Genomic DNA, 18,268 nt, shown 5'->3' on the forward strand with positions numbered 1-18,268 from the left:
GGCCCGGGGTCTGGGCACCGTCTGGACCACCGCGCACCTGCGCCGCGAGGCGGAGGTGGCCCGGCTGCTCGGCATCCCGGCCGGGGTGCACCAGGCGGCCCTGGTCCCGACGGCCTGGTACCGGGGTGAGGGCTTCCGCCCGGCGGCCCGCCCGCCACTGGCCAGCGTGCTGCACGACGGGCGCTGGTGACCGACGGCACGGGCCGGCAGCGTGGCGGACGCCGCGCTGCCGGTCCCACCCGGCGGACCGGCCGCCCTGCTCAGCGCCGGGATCGGGGACCGGTCGCGGCGCCGAGCGCGGCCCAGTAGTCGCCCGCCGGGTCCTGCGCCCGCAACCACCGCTCCAGCGCCTCGGCCGCCGACCGGTGCGACGGCGAGCAGACCTCGTACCAGCGGAGCAGCAGCAGTTCGTGGAGCCGCACCGCGCGGGACGCGCACCCGAGCACCCAGTCGTCCACCGCCCGCGCGGCGGCGACCTCCCCGGCCTGGCCGCGCAGCAGGCCGGTGCCGTCGAGGTCCGTGCCGATCTGGTACCCGGCCCCGACCGCGAGGACGGTGAACTCGACGGTCCGCTCCCCCGCGTCGACGTCGAGCGTCTGCCCGAAAGTAAGGATCTCGTCCCCCCGGGGCACCGGCATCCGGTCCCCGGCCGCACCGGGCGGGACCACGTAGTGCACCCAGAAGGTCATGCGCCGGATGCTACCGACCGGCGGACGGCCCCGGTCAGCGCCGGGGCTGGGGCCGATCCTTGCGTACGGTCAGACGTCGATGAAGGTGTAGGTGAAGCCCCGCCCGGCCCGGTGCACGTACCCGGCGGCGGGAAACGGGAAGTGGGCCGGCACCAGCAGGTCACCGGAGTCGGCCGCCCGTTCGAGCAGCCGGCGGCGCTGGTCGGCCGAGTCGCCGGGCACCACGCAGTACCGGATGCTCCATTCGGGGCGTTCCAGTTGCACGCCGTGGTGCAGCATGTCCCCGGCGAACAGGGCGCGCCGGCCGGCGGACTCGACCACCAGGTACACGTTGCCGGGCGTGTGGCCGAAGGCCGGCACGAGGTGGATCCCGGGGGCGAGCACGTGGTCGGCCTCGACCAGGTCGAGCACCCCGGCGTCGCGCAGCGGCAGGATGCTGTCGGCGAGGTAGTCCCCGGTGCGGCGCATCGCCGCCGCGCCCTCGGGGCCGCTCCACCACTCGAACTCCTCGCGCACCACCAGGTAGCGGGCGTTCGGGAAGGTCGGCACCCAGCCCCCGGCGCCGTCCGCGCTGGTGGCGAAGCCGACGTGGTCGACGTGCAGGTGGGTGAAGACCACCGTGTCGACGTCGTCGAGCGAGACCCCGGCGCGGGCGAACTGCTCCAGGAAGGGCCGGTCGGCCCGGTCGAACACCCCACCGTTGCGGGGCTTGCCGTTGCCGCCCCCGGCGTCGACGAGGATCAGCCGGTCCTCCGTCCTGAGCAGGTGGGCCTCCTGGTTGAGTCGGATCCGGCCGTCGTGGGTGAACGGCTCCCGGGTGTAGAACGCCCCCTCGGTCCAGGTCCCGGTCTCCAGTTGGGGGAAGAAGTCCGCCGGCAGCGGAAAGTAGTCGACCTCCCGGATCGGGAAGACCTCGACCTCCCCCACCTGGAACGACCACAGCGGGCCCGCGCCGCCGCCGGTGTCGACCCAGTAGGGCGCCGTCGGGTCGTGGGGGCGCTGCTCGTCGGTGCTCATGGTGCGACGTTCTCCCGTCGTTCGGGGCGTGCGGGTGCCGGGGCACGGCGGAGGCCGGGCGCGGGGTGCCGGGGAGGGTGGAGCCGGCGCGACAGCGCGGCCGGATAAACCTAGTATGACCATAGGTTTTGTAGGCGATCAAGGGGCCGGCGGGCGTGATCTGGGGCTCGGCGGGTGAGCGCGGTCCCCGGCGCGAGCGGGCCGCCGATAGGCTCGGGGGCATGGACGGGGAACGGCACGACGACGCTGGCCGGCTGCGGGTCTCGGACCGGGAGCGCGAAGAGGTCGTGGAGCTGCTCGGCCGGGCGGTGACCGAGGGCCGGCTCACCCTCGACGAGTACACCGAACGGGTCGGCAGCGCCCACGCCTCGGTGACCCGCAACGAGCTGGCGCTGGTGACCCGGGACCTGCCGGAGGCACCGGGCCGACCGGTCGCCGGCACGGTCGTCCCGGCCCAGGAGCGGCTGGTGGCGATCTTCGGCAACGAGGTCCGCACGGGCGCCTGGCCGGTGCCGGAGCACATCGAGGCCCGCGCCGTGTTCGGTGACTGCCGGATCGAGCTGCACCAGACCGAGCTGCGCCGGCAGGTGACCCGGATCGACGCCGAGGCGATCTTCGGCAACGTCACCATCGTCGTGCCGGAGGGGACGGACGTCCGGCTCACCGGCAACGCGATCTTCGGCAGCAAGAAGTCGAAGCTACACGGGCCGGTCACCCCGGGCGCCCCGGTGATCGAGGTGCGCTGCCGCGCGATCTTCGGCGACGTGACCGTCCGGCCCCCGCGCAAGCGCTGGTGGTGACGCCCGCGTACCGCCCACCCGACCGGCCCCGGGCGGGGCCACCGGCCGCCCGGTGACCCGCGCGGCGGGCGGCGGACGCAGCACCCGCACCCCCGCCCTCAGCACGAAGAGGGTCCGCCGCTCGACGGCGTCCCCCCGCTCGTTCACCTGGTAGCCGTCGAGCCACACCCAGCCGTCGTAGGTGACCCAGTCCTCGCGCACCCGGATCAGCCGCAGGACGATCGGCCGCCCGGCGAACTGGACGCTGGCGGCCCGGGTGAGGTGCAGGAGGTCACCGCAGCTCAGGGGCACCGGGCTCACCGGTGCACCACGCAGTCAATCCAACCGAGGTGCCGCGCCGGCATCTCGGGGTCGTCCGGCAGCCCCCGGCTCCGCCTCTCGGCCACCCCCATGCGGAGGTAGTCGGCCATCAGCTCGGCGAGCGCCTGGCGGTGGCCGGCGAAATCCACGATGGAGTCGACCTGCCGCTCGAAGCAGGGCCAGGGCTGCCCACAGGTGGCGCAGGCACCGCCGGGGTGGATCGGCGGATGGTCCGTCAGCACGGTCGCCGCCCCTCCGCCCGCGCCCGCTGCTCCACGAGCGCCCGCACCCGGGCGAGGATGATGCGTTCCCGTAGCGGGAGGCCGTCCGGGCGCAGTTCCACGCCGTAGAGGCGGACCCAGGTGGAGGCGAGGCAGTTGGCGTACCGGGGCACGTGCGTGACCCGGATGCGGAGCACGTCCCTGCCCACGCAGTAGTCCTCAGGGTGAAGAGTGAGCACGTCACCCTCTGCCACGACTGGATTCACGTCACCTCCTCGACAGGGGCGAGAGGGTCACCTGCTCCGGAAGGACCGAGGCGACCCTCTCGCCGGCGCAGAACCCACCTCGGTCACTCTCCGGCACGAGCCAGGTCCGCGTGAGTGACAGCTTGGCCTGCGGGGACTACGGTCGATACGCGCTCGCTGACCCTGGGTGCGTATCGGAGCGTGACGAGCGGGCCGACAGACACGCCGTCAGAAGAGAGCGGAAAGTGGGGGATCGATGAGCAGCGCTGCGAGCTACATGGTCAACGAGCTGAGACTGTTTCGCTCATCGCTCGGGCTCAGCCAGGAGGAGTTCGGCCGCCGGATCGGCTACTCCGCCTCGCACATCAGCTCGGTGGAGACCGGCGGTCGACCACCTACGGACATCTACATGAGGGCGGTGGACACGCAGTTCGAGTTGGACGATCGCTTCACCCGGATGCTGCGCGACCTGGGCAGCCTCGCCTCGACTCCCGCCTGGCTGCGGGAGTGGATCGAGTTCGAGGCCGAGGCGCAACAGCTCCGCTGGTACGAGCCCGCCTGGGTGCCTGGACTGCTCCAGACGGAGGCGTACGCACGGGCGACGCTGGCCTACAACCTCCTGCCTGAGGCCGAGGTCGAGCAGCGCGTCGCCTCTCGGCTCGGGCGGCAGGCGATCCTGGCCAGCGGCGGTCATCCCGTGCAACTGGTCGCGGCCATCGACGTGATGGTGCTGCGCCGACCCGTGAGCGGGCAGCCCGGAGTCATGTCGGAGCAACTGTCGCACCTGGCGAAGATGGCCGAACTGCCACAGGTACAGGTTCTCGTGGTGACCGAGGAGGCCGGAATCTACCCTGGACTACAGGGAGGCTTCATCACGGCCACTCTGCGTGACGGCTCGGTGGTCGCTCACCTGGACCACCAGGTGAGAGCGCAGATCGTCAATCAGGCCGACGACCTTGCTACCCTCCAGCGCACATGGGAGGCCGTACGGGGTGAAGCCCTCTCTCGTAGGCAGTCCCTCGATCTGATCAAGGAAGCGGCGCAGACATGGACGTGACCAAGGCCAAGTGGCGCAAGTCGACCTACTCGGGCAGCAACGGCGGATCGTGCGTGGAGGTGGCGGACAACCTGGCCGGTGTCGTGCTCGTGCGCGACACCAAGGACCGCGACGGCGGCACCCTCGCCTTCGACCCGACCGCCTGGCGGGGCTTCGTGGGCCTGGCGAAGCGGATCGGCCCCGCAGCCTGAACCACCAGCGCGACAGGGCTCCCGGCACGACGCCGGGAGCCCTGTCGCCTCCCCGCCTGCCGCGAGCGCTCCAGCGTGGGGTTGCTGCGCAGCGGGGCATTCGCGGCGCACGCCGACGTGGCGCACCCCGGGCACCATATCGATTTGAGCCGTATACCATCCGGGTATATTTATGCCTGACAGGTATATCGCGCCAACGGCATAGCGCCGCCGGAAAGCGACACGCCGTCCCGCCAGGCGTGGGCCGGCGCCCCACCCCCGCCGCACCCGCGGATCAGGCAGACCGGACGCCCACCGTCCCATGATCCGAGAGACGGACACCGCTCAGACTCCCGCTTGCCGAGACAGCGATGTAGGGACATGCGCCAATAACGGACATTGACTCCGAGCAATGATTGGAGTCGACATGCCTGTAGGCAGTAAGGGCGCACTGGCAGCCGCCGCCGGGCTCGTGGTGGCAGCCGGGGTGCTCCTGACGCCCTCGTCTCCGGCGCGGTCCGCGCCGGAGAGCACCGCTGTGGGCGGCCCGGCCGCCGTCACCCCGGCCGCCGTGCCGCTGGACCGGCTGACCGTCAGCACCACCCAGGTCGCCTCCGGCCTGCGCCGTCCCACCGCCATCCACGCGCCGGACGACGGCAGTGGAAGACTGTTCATCGCCGAGAAGACCGGCACCATCCGGGTCTACCACGAGGACACCGGGCTCGCGGCCGACCCGCTGCTGGACCTCAGCGGCCGGGTCTCCACCAGCGGCAACGAGCGCGGGCTGCTCGGCATCCTCACCGCGCCGTCGTTTCCCACCAGCCGGAGCCTCTACGTCGCCTACACGGCGCTGCCCGACGGCGCGCTGACCCTCTCCCGGTTCGTGCTCGACAGCGCCGGGCAGCACCCGGTGCCGGCGGCCCGCGAGGAGATCCTGCTCAGCCAGCCGCACGCCGAGTTCACCAACCACAACGGCGGCCAGATCGCCTTCGGGTCGGACGGGTACCTCTACTGGAGCATCGGTGACGGCGGCGGCGCCGACGACCCGCTCGACACCGGACAGGACCTGGGCACCCTGCTCGGCAAGATCCTGCGGCTGGACGTCTCCCGGGGCTGCGACGGCCGACCGTACTGCGTCCCGGCGGACAACCCGTTCGTGGGCACGGCCGGCGCGCGGCCGGAGATCTGGGCATACGGCCTGCGCAACCCCTGGCGCTTCTCGTTCGACCGGGCCGACGGCTCACTGTGGATCGCCGACGTGGGACAGGGCACGTACGAGGAGATCAACCACCTGGCGTCGGACCAGAAGGGGGCGAACCTGGGCTGGTCCTGCCGGGAGGGGCCGCAGGTGTTCGACCCCGAGCGCTGCGTGGCCGGGGCACAGTACGTCGACCCGGTGTACCACTACCCGACCTCGGTCGACGGCTGCGCCGTCATCGGCGGCCACGTCTACCGGGGCACCCGGTACGCCGACATCGCCGCCGGCACCTACCTGGCGACCGACTACTGCTCGGGCACCGCGTTCGTGATCCGCCCCACCGCCGACGGCGGTTACGAAAGCCGCAAGCTCGGTGAGCTGACCATCCAGCCGACCAGCCTGGGGCTGACCGCCGACGGCGAGATCTACCTGGTCAACGACCTGCCCGGCCAGTTGCACCGGGTGTCGTTCGGGACCACCGCGCCACCGGCGACCTGCACGGTCAGCTACCGGGTGGACAGCCAGTGGGGCACCGGCTTCACCGCCACCGTCACGCTGACCAGCACCGGACCGACCCCGGTCAGCGGCTGGACGGTCGGCTGGACGTACGCCGGCAACCAGCGCGTCGGCAGCGGCTGGAACGCGGAGTTCAGCCAGCAGGGCACGGCGGTGACCGCCCGCAACGTCCCCTGGAACGCCGCCATCGCGCCAGGTGGCACGGTGAGCTTCGGTTTCCTCGGCAGCCACTCGGGCGCGAACCCCGCACCGACGGCGTTCACCCTCAACGGCGCTCCCTGCGCCTGACCGGGTAGGGGTGACGCGCGTCCGCACAGCACTGTGCGGGCGCAGTCACCGTCCCGCCATCCGGGGGTGCCCGGCGGCCAGTGTCACGACCGCCGGGCATCTCACCGGAAGTGGCCGCCCCCACCACCGGTCCGACAAGTCCTGTCGCTAAGCGGACTCTGACCGTGCGGTCCTCAGCGCGCATCGATCACCATGTAGAGATTCGCGCTTGATGCCGCCGGAAGGGGCTTGCTGGTGACGGCACCGCTGACATCGGTCACGATCTGGGTACACCCTGACTTCCCTTCCGCCGACCGCCAACGCTCCCTCGCCGGCTGGCTGCGAGCCGAGGACGAGCTTCGAGGGCGGGTGACCCTGGCCTCCGCGCCCGGCTCGGTGCCCTCACCGGAATCGATGTCAGGAGTCACCGACGTGCTGGTCGTGGCCCTCGGTACCGGCGGCGTCCTCGCGGTATTGGTGCAGGCGATCTTCGGCTGGCTTCAGCAGCGGCGCGAGGACGTGACGGTACGAGTGTCGCGGCCAGATGGCCTGACGATCGAGGTGGACGTCCGTCGTGCTCGGGACAACCAGCGTGTGGCAGCGCTCGTCGAGGCGACCATTCGGACCCTGCAGGACGGCCAGGGCAGGCCCGAGGCCGACCAGCGGTGACCCGGCCAGATCCGAATAGGTCGGTGGCCCTCCTGATCGGCACCTCGACGTACCACCAGCAGCCGGCGGAGGGTCCGGAGAAGCTGAGTGACCTTCGCTCGGTCAGGTCCAACATCAGCGAACTGAGGAGAGTGCTCGCGGCCCCTCCGGTGAATCTGGTAGCGGCCCGCAACTGTCATCAACTGCTCGACCTCGTGGACCCCACGGAAGCTGGCGACGCCATCGTCGACCGCTGTCGCGAGGCGGAAGACCTGCTGCTGGTGTACTACGCGGGCCACGGACTCCTCGACGACAAAGGTGAGTTGTTTCTCGCCCTGTCGGGCACCAGCAGCGACCAGGACCGGTTGCCGCACACGGCGATCTCGTTCGCCACGCTCCGCGACGTCATGCGCAGGAGCCCCGCCACCACCCGGGTGTTGATCCTCGACTGCTGCTACTCGGGCCGGGCGTTGGACGGCGCGATGGCCGCCACTGGTATCGAGAGCGCGATCGCGGACAGCAGCCGGATCGCGGGTGCCTACACGTTGACAGCGACGTCTGCGAACGCTCGCGCCGTCGCGCCGAGCGGCGCGGAGTTCACGGCGTTCACCGGTGAGTTGCTGCGGGTGCTGCGAGATCCCGAATCGGTCGGCCACCCACCCGACCGCGACCTGACGCTCGCCGACGTCTACCGCCTCCTCGCGTCCGAGTTGACCAGTAACGGTCGTCCCCGTCCCGAGCAGCGAAACAGCAACCTCGCCGCCGGTCTCGTCGTTCGGCCGGCGGTCGAGTTCGCGGGTGGTGCCGGGGCGGATCAATCCGCCACCGCGCCAGCGGGTCCAGCGCCGCGCGACACACCACTCGGGCAGCCAGCACAGCTTGCTCCACCATCACCGGTTCCGAGCGTTCTCCGTCGACCACAGCGACCGTTCCACCCCCTGCACCGGCGTCTGCTCGCGGCGCAGTGGCGACGGCTCGCCGTCGCCGTCCTGGGGCTGGCCAGCTACGTAGCACTCATCGGAGTCTGGCAGGCGGTGACCGGAGAACTGCCGTGGAGCCAGTGGGCGTTCTCCCCTTGGCTGCGCCACGACGTCCTCGACCTGGCCGGACCGATCACCGGCCTCGTGCTGGCAGCCGCCGCCCTCCGGAACCGGCGGCACGGCTACCAGCGAGACGAGAGAATGCAGTTCGTATTCGCCATCCTCCTGCTGGGGACACCGGCCATGCTCTCGGCCATACAGCTGGTCCGGTGGGTCGAGTCCCCCGGACTCGCCATGGCGGTTGCCGTACTCGTCACCGCGAGCGCGTGGTACGGCTCGTTCCTCACGAAGAGATTTGCCAGCAATCCTCACGAAAGCACGTTCTGGTGGCTGCCGGTCACCGCAACCGCAGCGCTCTTCGGGACGTTCCACGCTGCAACCTACCCGGCGAACAGGTTCATTCCGGGCCAATTTCTCGTGACCGTCGCCTTCATGGGGGTCGTCTGCCTGACGGGAGCCCGGCTCTGGGACTGCCTGCGCGGACATGTCGCACTGGTCACACGCCCACTGGCCCTGGAATTGACACGGAACGGCATCACCATCCACACCAGGTCCGGCCGGCGCGCCCTGTCGTGGCATCACCTGGATCGGATCTTCATCGACGGACACGTCCTGGCGATCGCCTTCAAGCGGGACTACCCCGAGGCGGAAAAGCCCCGTGAGTTCATCCACTCGCCCGACCTCGATGGCTTCCCGATCGCCGACATCCGACATTTCCCGCACGGCCGCGACGAGGTGACGCAGGCCATCGGGTACTTCGCGGGGCCCACCTTTCAGATAGTCGCCGAACCGAACCCGAAGGGCGCGCTTCCCACCAGGAAAGACGGCCACCCGGCATGGTGGTACGACGAGCACTGGGAGGTTCACTGACGATGGCTCGCGTCATCGAGAGACAGCGGGCCCGAGTGGCCGAGCCGACGGCCGCTCCAGCGGGCATCGACTCGGTCGGGTCTCGGCGACGAACGTCAGGACCTGTCCACGGCCATCTCGCCGAGCTCGGACCAGTCGTCCTGCGGGAGCACGGTGTTGACGATGCGCGGCGTGGCGACCAGGTGCGGCGGCAGGTCCCGCTGGGCGGCCTTGAAGTGCGCGGACTGCACGTGCGCCGCGCCCGCCTCCGCGTCCCGGAACGCCTCGACCAGGACGTACTCGGTCGGGTCGTCGAGGCTGCGGGACCAGTCGAACCACAGGCAGCCGGGCTCGGCGCGGGTCGCCTCGGTGAAGGTTCGGCTGATCTCGGGCCAGCGGTCCGCGTCCTCGGGGCGGACCCGGAACTTGGCGGTAATGAAGATCATCGGAAGGCTCCTGGTGTCGGTTTCGGTACGTTGCCAGTGTGGCCCGGACAGGAATCCCGATGAACGGCCGGGTCTCTGATGCCGCCGAGGCACGGGACACCATCATCTTTTCGGCGGGCACCCCTGTCGGGCATGTATTGGCCCTGATCAGGCTGGGTGTCAGCTTTCCGGTCTTGTCACCGTGACGCCGATTTAGCAGCATCAGGCGGTGCGAAGAGCAAGACATGTGGCATTCACAGTATGTATCCTGGTCGCTGCGACCGGCATCGGACTCGCCTATGTCCAGATACACGATCTGGAACGCGCAGCGGACTGGGCGCAACTCTTCTCCCTGGTGCTCGCCCTGGTTCCACTGGCCGCCTGGTGGCGGGCTGGAGGGAGGACGACGGGCACCACCCCCGACCAGTCCGACCGGGCACAACGCGCCCTGGCCACGGCGGTGCTGCGGCAATGGCGCAACGAGATCGTGCTCCGACAACTCGATGACCCGATGCCCCTGGCCGTGCGGTGGCGGCTCGTCGAGTTCGACCGCAGGGAACGGGTGAGCAGCCAGAGCCGCCCCGACTTCATGCGGTCCCTGCTGAGGATCGGCAGACGCCGGTTCGAGGGACGCACCGACGACATCGCAGTGATGGTCGACGCTTTCCGGAAGCTCGATCCCCCACGCCTGGTGATCCTGGGTGAGCCGGGGATGGGCAAGACGACACTCGCCTCTCTGCTGCTGCGTGAACTCCTCAAAGACAACGATGCGACCAGCCAAGTCCCCGTGTTGTTCTCCCTGTCCGGATGGCGGGCGACGGAGGAGTCCTTGCACGACTGGCTGGCCCGGCGATTGGCCACGGACTACCCCATGTTGCGGGCTGCCGAGTTCGGCACGGACGCACCCCGCGCGCTGGTGACCGACCGCAGGATCCTCCCGATACTCGACGGACTCGACGAGATGCCGGACTCGCTACGCCCCGCCGCCATCAGCGAGATCAACGCGGTGACCACCCGAGACGACGCGGTCGTGGTGACCTGCCGTACCGCCGAGTACGAGGCGACGCTCGCCCTCGGCGCGGGGGTACGCGGCGGAGCGGTCATCGTGCCGCTGCCGCCCAGACCAGCGGACGTCGTCGCCTACCTGACGAGTTTGCTGCGCAGCCAGCACGGCCGGCGACACGTGTGGTCGGAGGTGCTCCAGGAACTCGCCACCGGCCGGCCCACCCCGCTGGCGGTGGCACTCGCGACGCCGCTCAATCTCTGGCTGCTGCGCAAGATCTACATCGACTCCGACAACGATCCACGAACGCTCCGCAACCGGACGACGTTTCCGAACCCGGGCGCGATCACCGGTTACCTGCTCGACCATCTCACCACCACGCTCGTCTCCGCCGGTCGGCCGGGGATACCGGCCACGTCGTCCCGTCGGATGTGGCGCCCCGAGGACGCCCAACGCTGGCTCTCCTTCCTGGCCTGCCACCTCGACCGGACGGGAAGCCGGGATCTCGCCTGGTGGCAGTTGCGCCAGTCGGTGACCGTGCGCCCGGTGCACCGGGCTGTCACGGGCGCCGCCCTCGGTCTGGTCTTCGCGCTGCTGTCCGGCGCGACGGCAGGTCTCGTCGGGTTGGCGCTCGACGTGCCGAGGCTGGCCGCCACGACGGGACTCGTCGGCGGATTCATGGTCGGGCTGGCGTTCGGTCTTGCTGCCGACACCACGGCGACGCCCGCCTACGCGGACCTACGGCTGCGGCCGGAACGGGTCAGTTCGTTGCTGCGCACCGTCGGGTACGCGACGGTGACCTGGCTGGCCATCGGCGTAGCCGTCGGTGTCCTGCTCACGATCACCGGAGTCGAGGTCGGGGCCGTCGGCCCAACGATCATCGGCACGGCGTTCGGGCTGGTGTACGGATTCATGGTCTGGGTCGCGACGCCGGTGACGGACTACCGCGTGCAGAGCCCCGCCAGCGTCCTGCGGGGTGACCTCCAACTCGCACTGGTGCGCACCATGGTCTTCGTACTCGTCGGAGGCACCGTCGCGGCACTGACGGCGACGGTCATGGGCGGCGCCGCGCCGTACGTCGTCTTTGCGCTGGCCACGGCGTTCATGGTCGCCCTGATCGTCGGCGCGCCTCCGAAGGTGGCCAGCTCGGTCTATCTGAGCATGACCGTCATCCTGGCCCGGCGCGGCAGGAGCCCGCTGAGACTCATGCGCTTCCTGGAGTACGCACACCAGCTCGGCCTGCTCCGGCAGAACGGTCCGGTGTACCAGTTCCGGCACGCGATGCTCCAGCACCGCCTCGCACAGGCCTGCCCGTGTCCCGCCCGGCCGACGGACCCGGTGTGAGGCGAACGGGCCGTGGTGGGGGCCGGCAACCCGACCCCCACCACGTGTCTTTGCTACCGCGACCGCGCCCTACAGCGCGGCGCAGTCACCGCGCTTGGCTCCGGTGACCGTGTTCGGCGCGCCGAAGTCCTTGGCCGCCGCGCTGTTGCCGGTGCAGCTCACCGTCCCGTTGACCCGGTTGCCGACCAGGACCGGGCCGTACTCGCCGGCCAGCCGGCTGAACCGCTCGTTGGCGGTCACCTGGACGTTGTCGGTCAGGGTGAGGCCGCCGTTGAAGGTGCTGCCGGCGATCGTCACGTCCCGGCTGGTGCCGGTGATCCGGGTGGGGCTGTTCATGATGCTGCCGAACACCTGCACCGCCTCGGCGCCGGTCGCCGTCAGCCCACCGTTGACCACGCTGTCGGTGACGACCAGCGAGGCGCCGGGGCGCACGGTGACCCCACCGTTGATCTGGGCACCCGTCAGGCAGGTCACCCCCGAGGTGACCTCCAGCCCACGCTGCGCGCCGGTCAGCGTCCGGGTGCAGTCCGGCGACGAGCCCGGCAGCACGGTGGCCCGGTAGGCGCTCGGCGTGCCGACGTTGCCGGCGGCGTCGATGGCCCGGTGCTCCACCAGGTGGGTGCCGAAACCCGGCACGAACCCGCCGCTGGGGTGGTCGTCCGGCAGGTGCTGCTCGAACGCGGCCTTGGAGAGGCCACCGGTGCCGAGGTTGCCGTACGTCAGCGCCTTCACGTCGGTGCCGGAGTGCCGGAACTCGAACGGGGAGTCGGGCATCGGCTTCTCGGGGAAGCCGAAGTAGTTGTACCAGCCCTGCTTGTTCAGCCGGAGCTGACCCACGACGTAGCGGCTCTCGTCGTACCCGGTCTGGTCGTCGGTCGGGTCCAGCCACATGTCCCAGCCGTCGAAGTACACCGGGTGCTCGCCGCCGCCGGCGAGCGTGGTCAGCGGCTTGGACAGGGTGCGCGGCGCGGTCGGCAGCGCGTTGTCGACGGTCCACTCCATCCGGTCGGAGACGCCGCCCGGGTCGGCCGGGTCGGTCACCGTCGCGACCAGCGTGTGGGTGCCCGGCGCCAGCTTGAGCGCGCCGAGGTCCAGGTTACGGCTGTTGTGCGGGTTGGCCACCGTGGTCCCGTTGAGCGACCAGGTCACCTGGACGGCGCGGTCGGACGGGTGGTTGGTCCGGACGTAGACGATCTCGTCGCCGGCGACCGGCTGGGTGTTCATCGTGGCGCCGGTGATGGTCGCCTCGGGCGCCGACGGGGTCGCCGTCGTCTCCCCCACCGTCCACTGCCGGGTCTGCACGAACCGGGGGCCGTTGTACCCCGAGTTGGTGGCCGTGTTGCTGGTCGACGGGTTGCGGACCCAGTCGATGCCGTCCGGGCCGACCGGGTCCCGCACCTCGACGTGCACCACGGTCCCGGCGGGCAGGTCGAGCGCGCCGAGGTCCAGGTCACGGCTGTTGTGGGTGTCGAGCACGGTGCCCTCCGGGCCGCCGACCCGCCAGGTGACCCGCAGCTCGTGGTGGCGCGGCTGGCCGGTCTCGACCCACAGCACGCTGTCGGAGGCCACGGTGCCCAGCGGGGTGTGCCGGACGTTCATCTGGCCCGAGTTCCGCATCCCGGTCACCCGGGCGACCATATGCTCCAGGCCGATCTGGTCGAAGTCGAAGCCGATCCAGCGCATCATCGAGTGCTCGCTCGGCCGGCGCTGGCCGCAGGGGTACATGCCGCCGCCCTCGTGCGCGCCGATGGTGCCGCCGGAGAGGCTCTCCTCGCCGACCCACCGCCACCACTTGTGCTCGTCGGCGACCAACTGCCCGGCGCTGCGGATGGTGTGGTGGAAGCTGCTCGGCTCGTTGCCGGTGTAGCAGGGACGCACCACGTCCCGGGAGGAGTACGGGTACTCGTCGACGAGCGTGCCGAGCGAGTGGCCGATCTCGTGCAGCGAGATCAGCGGACCCTGCGGGGAGCCGCCGGAGGTCGTCGCGTTCGTACCGCCGATGCCGCCGTACGTGAACGTGTTGAAGATCGCCAGGGTCTGCACGTTCTGCGAGGTGCGCGGGATGCCCAGCACCGGCGCCACGTAGGTGTCGATGATCCGGTTGTGCGCCTGGTTGCCGGTCTCGCAGGGGTTGACCCCGGCCGGGTAGTAGGCGGCGTAGCTCGCGCAGTCCACCGGCGCGCCACCGTAGACGGTGCCCCGGGACAGCGGGTCGTTGCAGCCGTCCTGGTAGATCATCCGCAGGGCGGTGTTCTTGGTGTTGATCGGGCCTTCCCGCTCACCGGTGTCGCGGACCGCGCCGTCCGGGTGGCGTACCCGGCCGTCCGGGTCGCACCGGACGCCGTGGTCGATCGAGGCGATCTCCACCGCGTACACGTTCATGTAGTTGCGGTAGGTCCGGAACGGCTCGGTGGCCCACATGACCGCCAGGTTGCGGTCCACGTCCTCCAGGAACAGCTTCTGCTGGTCCCACTGGTAGCCGTCACCCAGCAGGATCAGGTTCAGCCGCTCGGCCGGTGGGCCGGTGACCTGGATCGAGTGCACCTTCGGGTCGGGCAACGGCAGCGGCGTGCCGTCCGCCGTGGCGCCGGTCGCCGGACCGGCGGTCACACTCAGCAGACCGGCGACCATGGTTGCCGCCGCGAGAATCGCGACCTTGACTTTCACTGACTGCTCACCTCACTTCCCATCCGCCGCACCTCTCCACCGGCCGCCCCAGGGCCGCGCCGGCGTCGAGCGGCAGCACCAGCAACATCTGACCGGGACACGTCCGCGGTCGCACCGGCCGCCCACGGTGGTACGGCGGGGCGCCGTGGACGCTCCCACGCTCCTGCGTCTGGTGCCGGCGCCCGATCCGCCGGGCGCCGGCACAGTGGATCCACCTCGGTCGGTCACGAACTCCCGGTATGGTCAGACCGTCGAGCGTCTGTCGCGTGACGACCTGGCCGTGGTGCCGACCACCGGATGCCGGTGGCCATCGGTCGCACCGTCCTGAGTCCCCCGTCCGTCGTCGTCCGGGCCGGCCGGACGACGGCGGATCGCCACCAGCACAGCCGGCGACCCGAGCCGGCTGCGGTGGAGGTATTCACGACCCCCGCTGTGGTCACCCGACCGTAACCGGCAGCTCAGCGCGGGGGCACCCGACACCTGACGGAACTTCGGCGGGACCTGATCGTCCAACGTCGCAACGATCGCCGAGCCTACGGCGTGAGTTCCGCCTCCGAGCGTGCCGCGGCCTCCACGATGGCCGTCCGCTCGTCGCGGTTGAAGACGCCGGCCTGAACGAAGGACCGGGCGATCCGGGTCACCGTCTGCACGAACCGGCCGTGGTTCGGGAAGGGCGCCTCGTCCCACACGAGGTCGAGGAAGGTCGGTCCGTCGCTGCCCGGCGAGGGGACACCCTCCACGGGTACGTCGTAGTGCGGCAGCCCGTCGTCGCGCTTGCGGTTGGGCACCCCGGTGTCGACCGAGCCGAAGACGACCGTCGGTTCGACCCGCCGGAAGTACGACGAGGCGGCCTGGGTGTCGCCGATGTAGTACGGCCGCAGGGTGAAGCCGTTCGCGGTGAAGAGCAGGTCGCCCGCCGCCGTGGTGCCCGCGTGGGTGATCGCCGAGCGGCCGTAGTCGCCGTCGCGCTTCAGGTGGCGGTACAGGGACAGCTCGCGGTAGCTGCCGCCGCCCGGGTTGCCCAGGATCTGCAGGAGGACGGGGCCCCAGAAGACCGCCTGCGTGTCGGGCCGGTCGGGGGCCCGCTCGATCCGGACGCTGAACGGCATCCGCAGCTCGACGGTGTCGCCGGTCTTCCACATCCGGCGCAGGGTCACGTACGTTCCGGGCTTGGGGTTGCCCTTGCGGACGACCCCGTTGATGGTGATCTGGAAGCCCGCCCGCGCCCAGCCCGGCACCCGCAGGTTGATGTCGAGCTGACCCTTGCCGGTCACGGTCAGCGTGACCCGGTCGTCGCGCGGGAAGGCCGTCTCCTGGGTGACGACGAGACCCTTCTCGGCCCAGGTCAGCGTCGACGGGGCGTACAGGTTGACCCAGAGCGCCGAGCCGTCGGCCGACTTGAAGTAGATCGTCTCCTGGTACTTGGTGTGGTTCTCCACGCCGGTGCCGCCGCAGCAGGTGCCGGTGTTGCCGTAGCCCCGGGCGGCCCCCGGGGTCAACGGCTGGAAGTAGGTGACCTGCGGGTTGTTGACGTTCGCGGTGTCGGCCCGCGAACCGAGGATCTGGTTGAGCAGGCCGCGCTCGTAGTAGTCCAGGTAGGCGGGGTCCTGCTCGTGGAGGAACAGGTTGCGCGCCAGCTTGATCAGGTTGTACGTGGTGCAGGTCTCCGCGCCGCCCTGGGCGATCGAGTTGGCGATGTTGCCCCGGTTCTGGAACAGCTCGATGTTGTTGTTGGAGCCCGGGTAGTTGCCGCCCGTCCCGCCGTTGGCGTACGTCCGGTGCGGCACGACCATGCCGAAGAGGTTCTTCGCGGCCTGGAAGTACTCGCGCTCCCCGTTCTGTTCGTAGACGCGCAGGTAGCCGACGAACTGCGGCACGTGCGAGTTGGCGTGCAGCCGGTCCGGGCGGCGGGGGCCGGGGTTGGTGGCCGGGGTGGTGACCAGGATGTCGCGGTTCTCGACGCAGGCGTCGAAGAGCGACTGCCGGTTGTCGAAGAACGTGGCGGTCCGCAGGTGCTTCGCGTCCCCGGTGAGCTGGTGGATCTCGGGGAACACCTCGTTGGCGCCGCCGGTCTCCCCGGCGATGTAGAGGTCCCACATGTAGTTCAGGTCGGCCCGGGTCAGCGGGCCCGGGTAGTCGGGGTGGTTCGTGTCGCCGAGGGTCAGCGCGAGGTGGGCCCAGTCGGCCATCCTGACGACCACGTCGAGGGCCTGTTGGTTGTCGGTGTGGTAGTACGCGTCGAGCAGGCCACGCATGATCTTGTGTTGGGTGTACCAGGGCGCCCAGGTGTTCGTGGCCGCGTTGCTGCCGTAGACGGCCCACCTCGGCGGGCCGAGGCGCAGCACCGCGTCCTCCGGGATCGCGCCCAGGTAGCCGGGGTGGGTCGGGATCCAGAGCGCCGCCCCGCCGTCCTGGCTCGCCACGATGCCGCCGTCGCGGCCGTTGGGCGAGGCGTCGCGGATCGTGGTGCCGCCCTCCTCCTCGAACCGGTACCAGGCGATCGAGCCGCCGCCGGTGCTGCCGGCCGCCGAGTCCTGGAGAGACTGGATCTCCTGCGGGCTCAGGGCCCGGTCGAAGATGTGGAACTCGTCGACCGTCGCGTCCAGGTACGGGTCGCCGTACTGCGACCGGCCGATCCACCGGTTCCCGGGGTTGCCGAGGTGCGAGGGGTTGAGGGTCATGGCGGTGTTCTGGCCGGCCTGCTGGCCGTTCACGTACAGCGTTCCGGTCTGCTGGGAGAGCGTGACGGCCAGGTGCACCCACTGGTTGGTCGGGAGCGCGGTGCTGCCGTCGATCCGTTGCTCACCGCCGCCCCCGCTGACCGTGATCGCGAACCTCGGCACGGTGCCGGTGACCCCGGCGCGGGGGGTCAGGAACATGTTGACCGTGGTGTTCTGCCCGAAGTCGAACAGCCGGCTCCAGCTCTGGGCGGAGGCGAGGTTGACCCAGGTGGCGATGGTGAAGTCGGCGAGTTGGCTGATCGCCTCCTGCGGCAGGGCGACGTGCTGCGCCCGGCTGGGACCGTTGAGGCGCAGCCCGCTGCCGAAGCGGCCGGGGACCCGACCGATCTGCGGCTCCTGCGGCTCCTCACCGCCCGGGTCGCCGTCGCCCATCCGCGCGGTGATCGCGGCCTGGCAGGCGGCGAGTTCCTCGACCATCCGGTCGAGTTTGGTCTTGAAGATCGCCTCGCCCTGGTCGGCGTAGGACTGGGCCAGGGCGGTCATGAAGTGACCGGCCCAGTGGCCGCTGAGCAGCCCGCCGTCCTCCCAGCCGCCGGGCACCGCGACCCCCGGCGGGTTCGGCCGACCGGCCTGGTTGTTGAACAGCACGAGGAAGCGCCGCTCGTCGTACTGGCGCAGGTAGTCCTTGATGCGGTCGCGCTTCTCCTGGAACAACCCGGTGCCCAGCCGCACGTCGCGCAGCGGGAACGGCCGGACCGGGGCGGTGCCGCCGGGGCCGGGATCGGGCGGGGCCGCGCCGCGTGCGGTCGACCCGGTCGCGGCCCCGGCCGGCGGCGGGGCCGCCTGGGCGACGGTCGCCGGGAGCACGGTCGCGGTGGCCACCGCGCCCACACCGATGGCGGAGGCCTGGAGAATCTGACGGCGGCTGGCGGAAAGGTCGTCGGGCAGGGCCACGGGGTTCGTCCTTCCAGGTGGATACCGGCCGACCACTCGGTCGGCCTGCGGCTCGGGATATGGGGGGCCAGGCCCCGTGGGGCGGGCCTGGCATTCGGCCCGGGTGGTCCGGCGGCTTTCCGGGCGGAGGCGACGCCCCTGCGGTCGACCGGCCCGCAGGGGCGTGGTCGGCCTGCG

The 18,268-nt window shown here is 70.8% G+C and carries 14 protein-coding genes and 2 pseudogenes; 8 read left to right on the forward strand and 8 right to left on the reverse strand.

Going from position 1 to position 18,268, the window contains the following annotated elements:
- A pseudogene (locus tag AWW66_RS34630) lies at positions 1-190 on the forward strand (nitroreductase family protein); the annotation flags it as partial.
- A gap of 70 nt (positions 191-260) precedes the next feature.
- On the opposite strand, the gene AWW66_RS26620 reads toward AWW66_RS34630, so the two are convergent.
- Together AWW66_RS26620 and AWW66_RS26625 are read right to left on the reverse strand one after the other, a co-directional pair.
- Positions 261-689 (reverse strand): hypothetical protein, encoded by a 429-nt coding sequence (locus AWW66_RS26620; RefSeq protein ID WP_067371754.1) that lies wholly within the window; start codon positions 687-689, stop codon positions 261-263.
- Between the two features lie 69 nt (positions 690-758).
- Positions 759-1,706 (reverse strand): MBL fold metallo-hydrolase, encoded by a 948-nt coding sequence (locus AWW66_RS26625; protein WP_169807180.1) that lies wholly within the window; start codon positions 1,704-1,706, stop codon positions 759-761.
- 221 nt (positions 1,707-1,927) lie between these two features.
- On the opposite strand from AWW66_RS26625, the gene AWW66_RS26630 reads away from it, so the two are divergent.
- Positions 1,928-2,506 (forward strand): DUF1707 SHOCT-like domain-containing protein, encoded by a 579-nt coding sequence (locus tag AWW66_RS26630; protein WP_067371757.1) that lies wholly within the window; start codon positions 1,928-1,930, stop codon positions 2,504-2,506.
- 66 nt (positions 2,507-2,572) lie between these two features.
- Here the strand turns inward: AWW66_RS26630 and AWW66_RS33065 are convergent.
- The 3 genes and pseudogenes from AWW66_RS33065 to AWW66_RS26640 all read right to left on the reverse strand — a co-directional run.
- Positions 2,573-2,797: pseudogene (locus AWW66_RS33065) on the reverse strand (hypothetical protein); the annotation flags it as partial.
- A 5-nt stretch (positions 2,798-2,802) separates the two neighbouring features.
- Entirely contained in the window at positions 2,803-3,048 is a 246-nt protein-coding gene (locus tag AWW66_RS26635) for a hypothetical protein (RefSeq protein WP_067371760.1), read from the reverse strand.
- Complete coding sequence (locus AWW66_RS26640) at positions 3,042-3,236, reverse strand: hypothetical protein (protein WP_067371763.1); 195 nt, start codon at positions 3,234-3,236, stop codon at positions 3,042-3,044. Before AWW66_RS26640 ends, AWW66_RS26635 begins: the two co-directional genes overlap by 7 nt.
- Positions 3,237-3,528: 292 nt before the next feature.
- Between AWW66_RS26640 and AWW66_RS26645 the strand changes: the two genes are divergently transcribed.
- The 5 genes from AWW66_RS26645 (at position 3,529) to AWW66_RS26665 (ending at position 9,038) form a co-directional block, all read left to right on the forward strand.
- Positions 3,529-4,329: a helix-turn-helix domain-containing protein gene (locus tag AWW66_RS26645; protein ID WP_067371766.1), complete on the forward strand. Its 801-nt coding sequence runs from the start codon at positions 3,529-3,531 to the stop codon at positions 4,327-4,329.
- Entirely contained in the window at positions 4,320-4,520 is a 201-nt protein-coding gene (locus tag AWW66_RS26650; protein WP_067371769.1) for a DUF397 domain-containing protein, read from the forward strand. Before AWW66_RS26645 ends, AWW66_RS26650 begins: the two co-directional genes overlap by 10 nt.
- Positions 4,521-4,926: 406 nt before the next feature.
- On the forward strand, positions 4,927-6,501 hold the full coding sequence (locus AWW66_RS26655) for a PQQ-dependent sugar dehydrogenase (RefSeq protein WP_083979001.1): 1,575 nt from the start codon (positions 4,927-4,929) through the stop codon (positions 6,499-6,501).
- A 234-nt stretch (positions 6,502-6,735) separates the two neighbouring features.
- Positions 6,736-7,149 (forward strand): effector-associated constant component EACC1, encoded by a 414-nt coding sequence (locus tag AWW66_RS34635; protein WP_169807181.1) that lies wholly within the window; start codon positions 6,736-6,738, stop codon positions 7,147-7,149.
- Between the two features lie 23 nt (positions 7,150-7,172).
- The gene (locus AWW66_RS26665; protein ID WP_067371774.1) at positions 7,173-9,038 is read left to right on the forward strand and encodes a caspase family protein; all 1,866 of its coding nucleotides are present in this window, start codon (positions 7,173-7,175) and stop codon (positions 9,036-9,038) included.
- Positions 9,039-9,133: 95 nt separating this feature from the next.
- Here the strand turns inward: AWW66_RS26665 and AWW66_RS26670 are convergent, their stop codons facing one another.
- The gene (locus tag AWW66_RS26670) at positions 9,134-9,463 is read right to left on the reverse strand and encodes a putative quinol monooxygenase (protein WP_067371777.1); all 330 of its coding nucleotides are present in this window, start codon (positions 9,461-9,463) and stop codon (positions 9,134-9,136) included.
- A gap of 226 nt (positions 9,464-9,689) precedes the next feature.
- On the opposite strand from AWW66_RS26670, the gene AWW66_RS26675 reads away from it, so the two are divergent.
- On the forward strand, positions 9,690-11,789 hold the full coding sequence (locus AWW66_RS26675; RefSeq protein ID WP_067371780.1) for an NACHT domain-containing protein: 2,100 nt from the start codon (positions 9,690-9,692) through the stop codon (positions 11,787-11,789).
- A 69-nt stretch (positions 11,790-11,858) separates the two neighbouring features.
- On the opposite strand, the gene AWW66_RS26680 is transcribed toward AWW66_RS26675, so the two are convergent.
- Both AWW66_RS26680 and AWW66_RS26685 read right to left on the reverse strand, forming a co-directional pair.
- Positions 11,859-14,456: a M64 family metallopeptidase gene (locus AWW66_RS26680; protein WP_157527980.1), complete on the reverse strand. Its 2,598-nt coding sequence runs from the start codon at positions 14,454-14,456 to the stop codon at positions 11,859-11,861.
- 533 nt (positions 14,457-14,989) lie between these two features.
- Positions 14,990-18,091: a beta-L-arabinofuranosidase domain-containing protein gene (locus tag AWW66_RS26685; protein WP_067371787.1), complete on the reverse strand. Its 3,102-nt coding sequence runs from the start codon at positions 18,089-18,091 to the stop codon at positions 14,990-14,992.
- Between the last annotated feature and the right edge of the window lie 177 nt (positions 18,092-18,268).

The organism is Micromonospora rosaria, from assembly GCF_001567585.1.
Classification (GTDB): domain Bacteria; phylum Actinomycetota; class Actinomycetes; order Mycobacteriales; family Micromonosporaceae; genus Micromonospora; species Micromonospora rosaria.

What these genes read in the sequence shown, in the direction of transcription:
- AWW66_RS26620 (WP_067371754.1), bottom strand. Translation starts at nt 689, where the DNA reads ATGACCTTCTGGGTGCACTACGTGGTCCCGCCCGGTGCGGCCGGGGAC.
- AWW66_RS26625 (WP_169807180.1), bottom strand. Translation starts at nt 1,706, where the DNA reads ATGAGCACCGACGAGCAGCGCCCCCACGACCCGACGGCGCCCTACTGG.
- AWW66_RS26630 (WP_067371757.1), top strand. Translation starts at nt 1,928, where the DNA reads ATGGACGGGGAACGGCACGACGACGCTGGCCGGCTGCGGGTCTCGGAC.
- AWW66_RS26645 (WP_067371766.1), top strand. Translation starts at nt 3,529, where the DNA reads ATGAGCAGCGCTGCGAGCTACATGGTCAACGAGCTGAGACTGTTTCGC.
- AWW66_RS26650 (WP_067371769.1), top strand. Translation starts at nt 4,320, where the DNA reads ATGGACGTGACCAAGGCCAAGTGGCGCAAGTCGACCTACTCGGGCAGC.
- AWW66_RS26655 (WP_083979001.1), top strand. Translation starts at nt 4,927, where the DNA reads ATGCCTGTAGGCAGTAAGGGCGCACTGGCAGCCGCCGCCGGGCTCGTG.
- AWW66_RS26670 (WP_067371777.1), bottom strand. Translation starts at nt 9,463, where the DNA reads ATGATCTTCATTACCGCCAAGTTCCGGGTCCGCCCCGAGGACGCGGAC.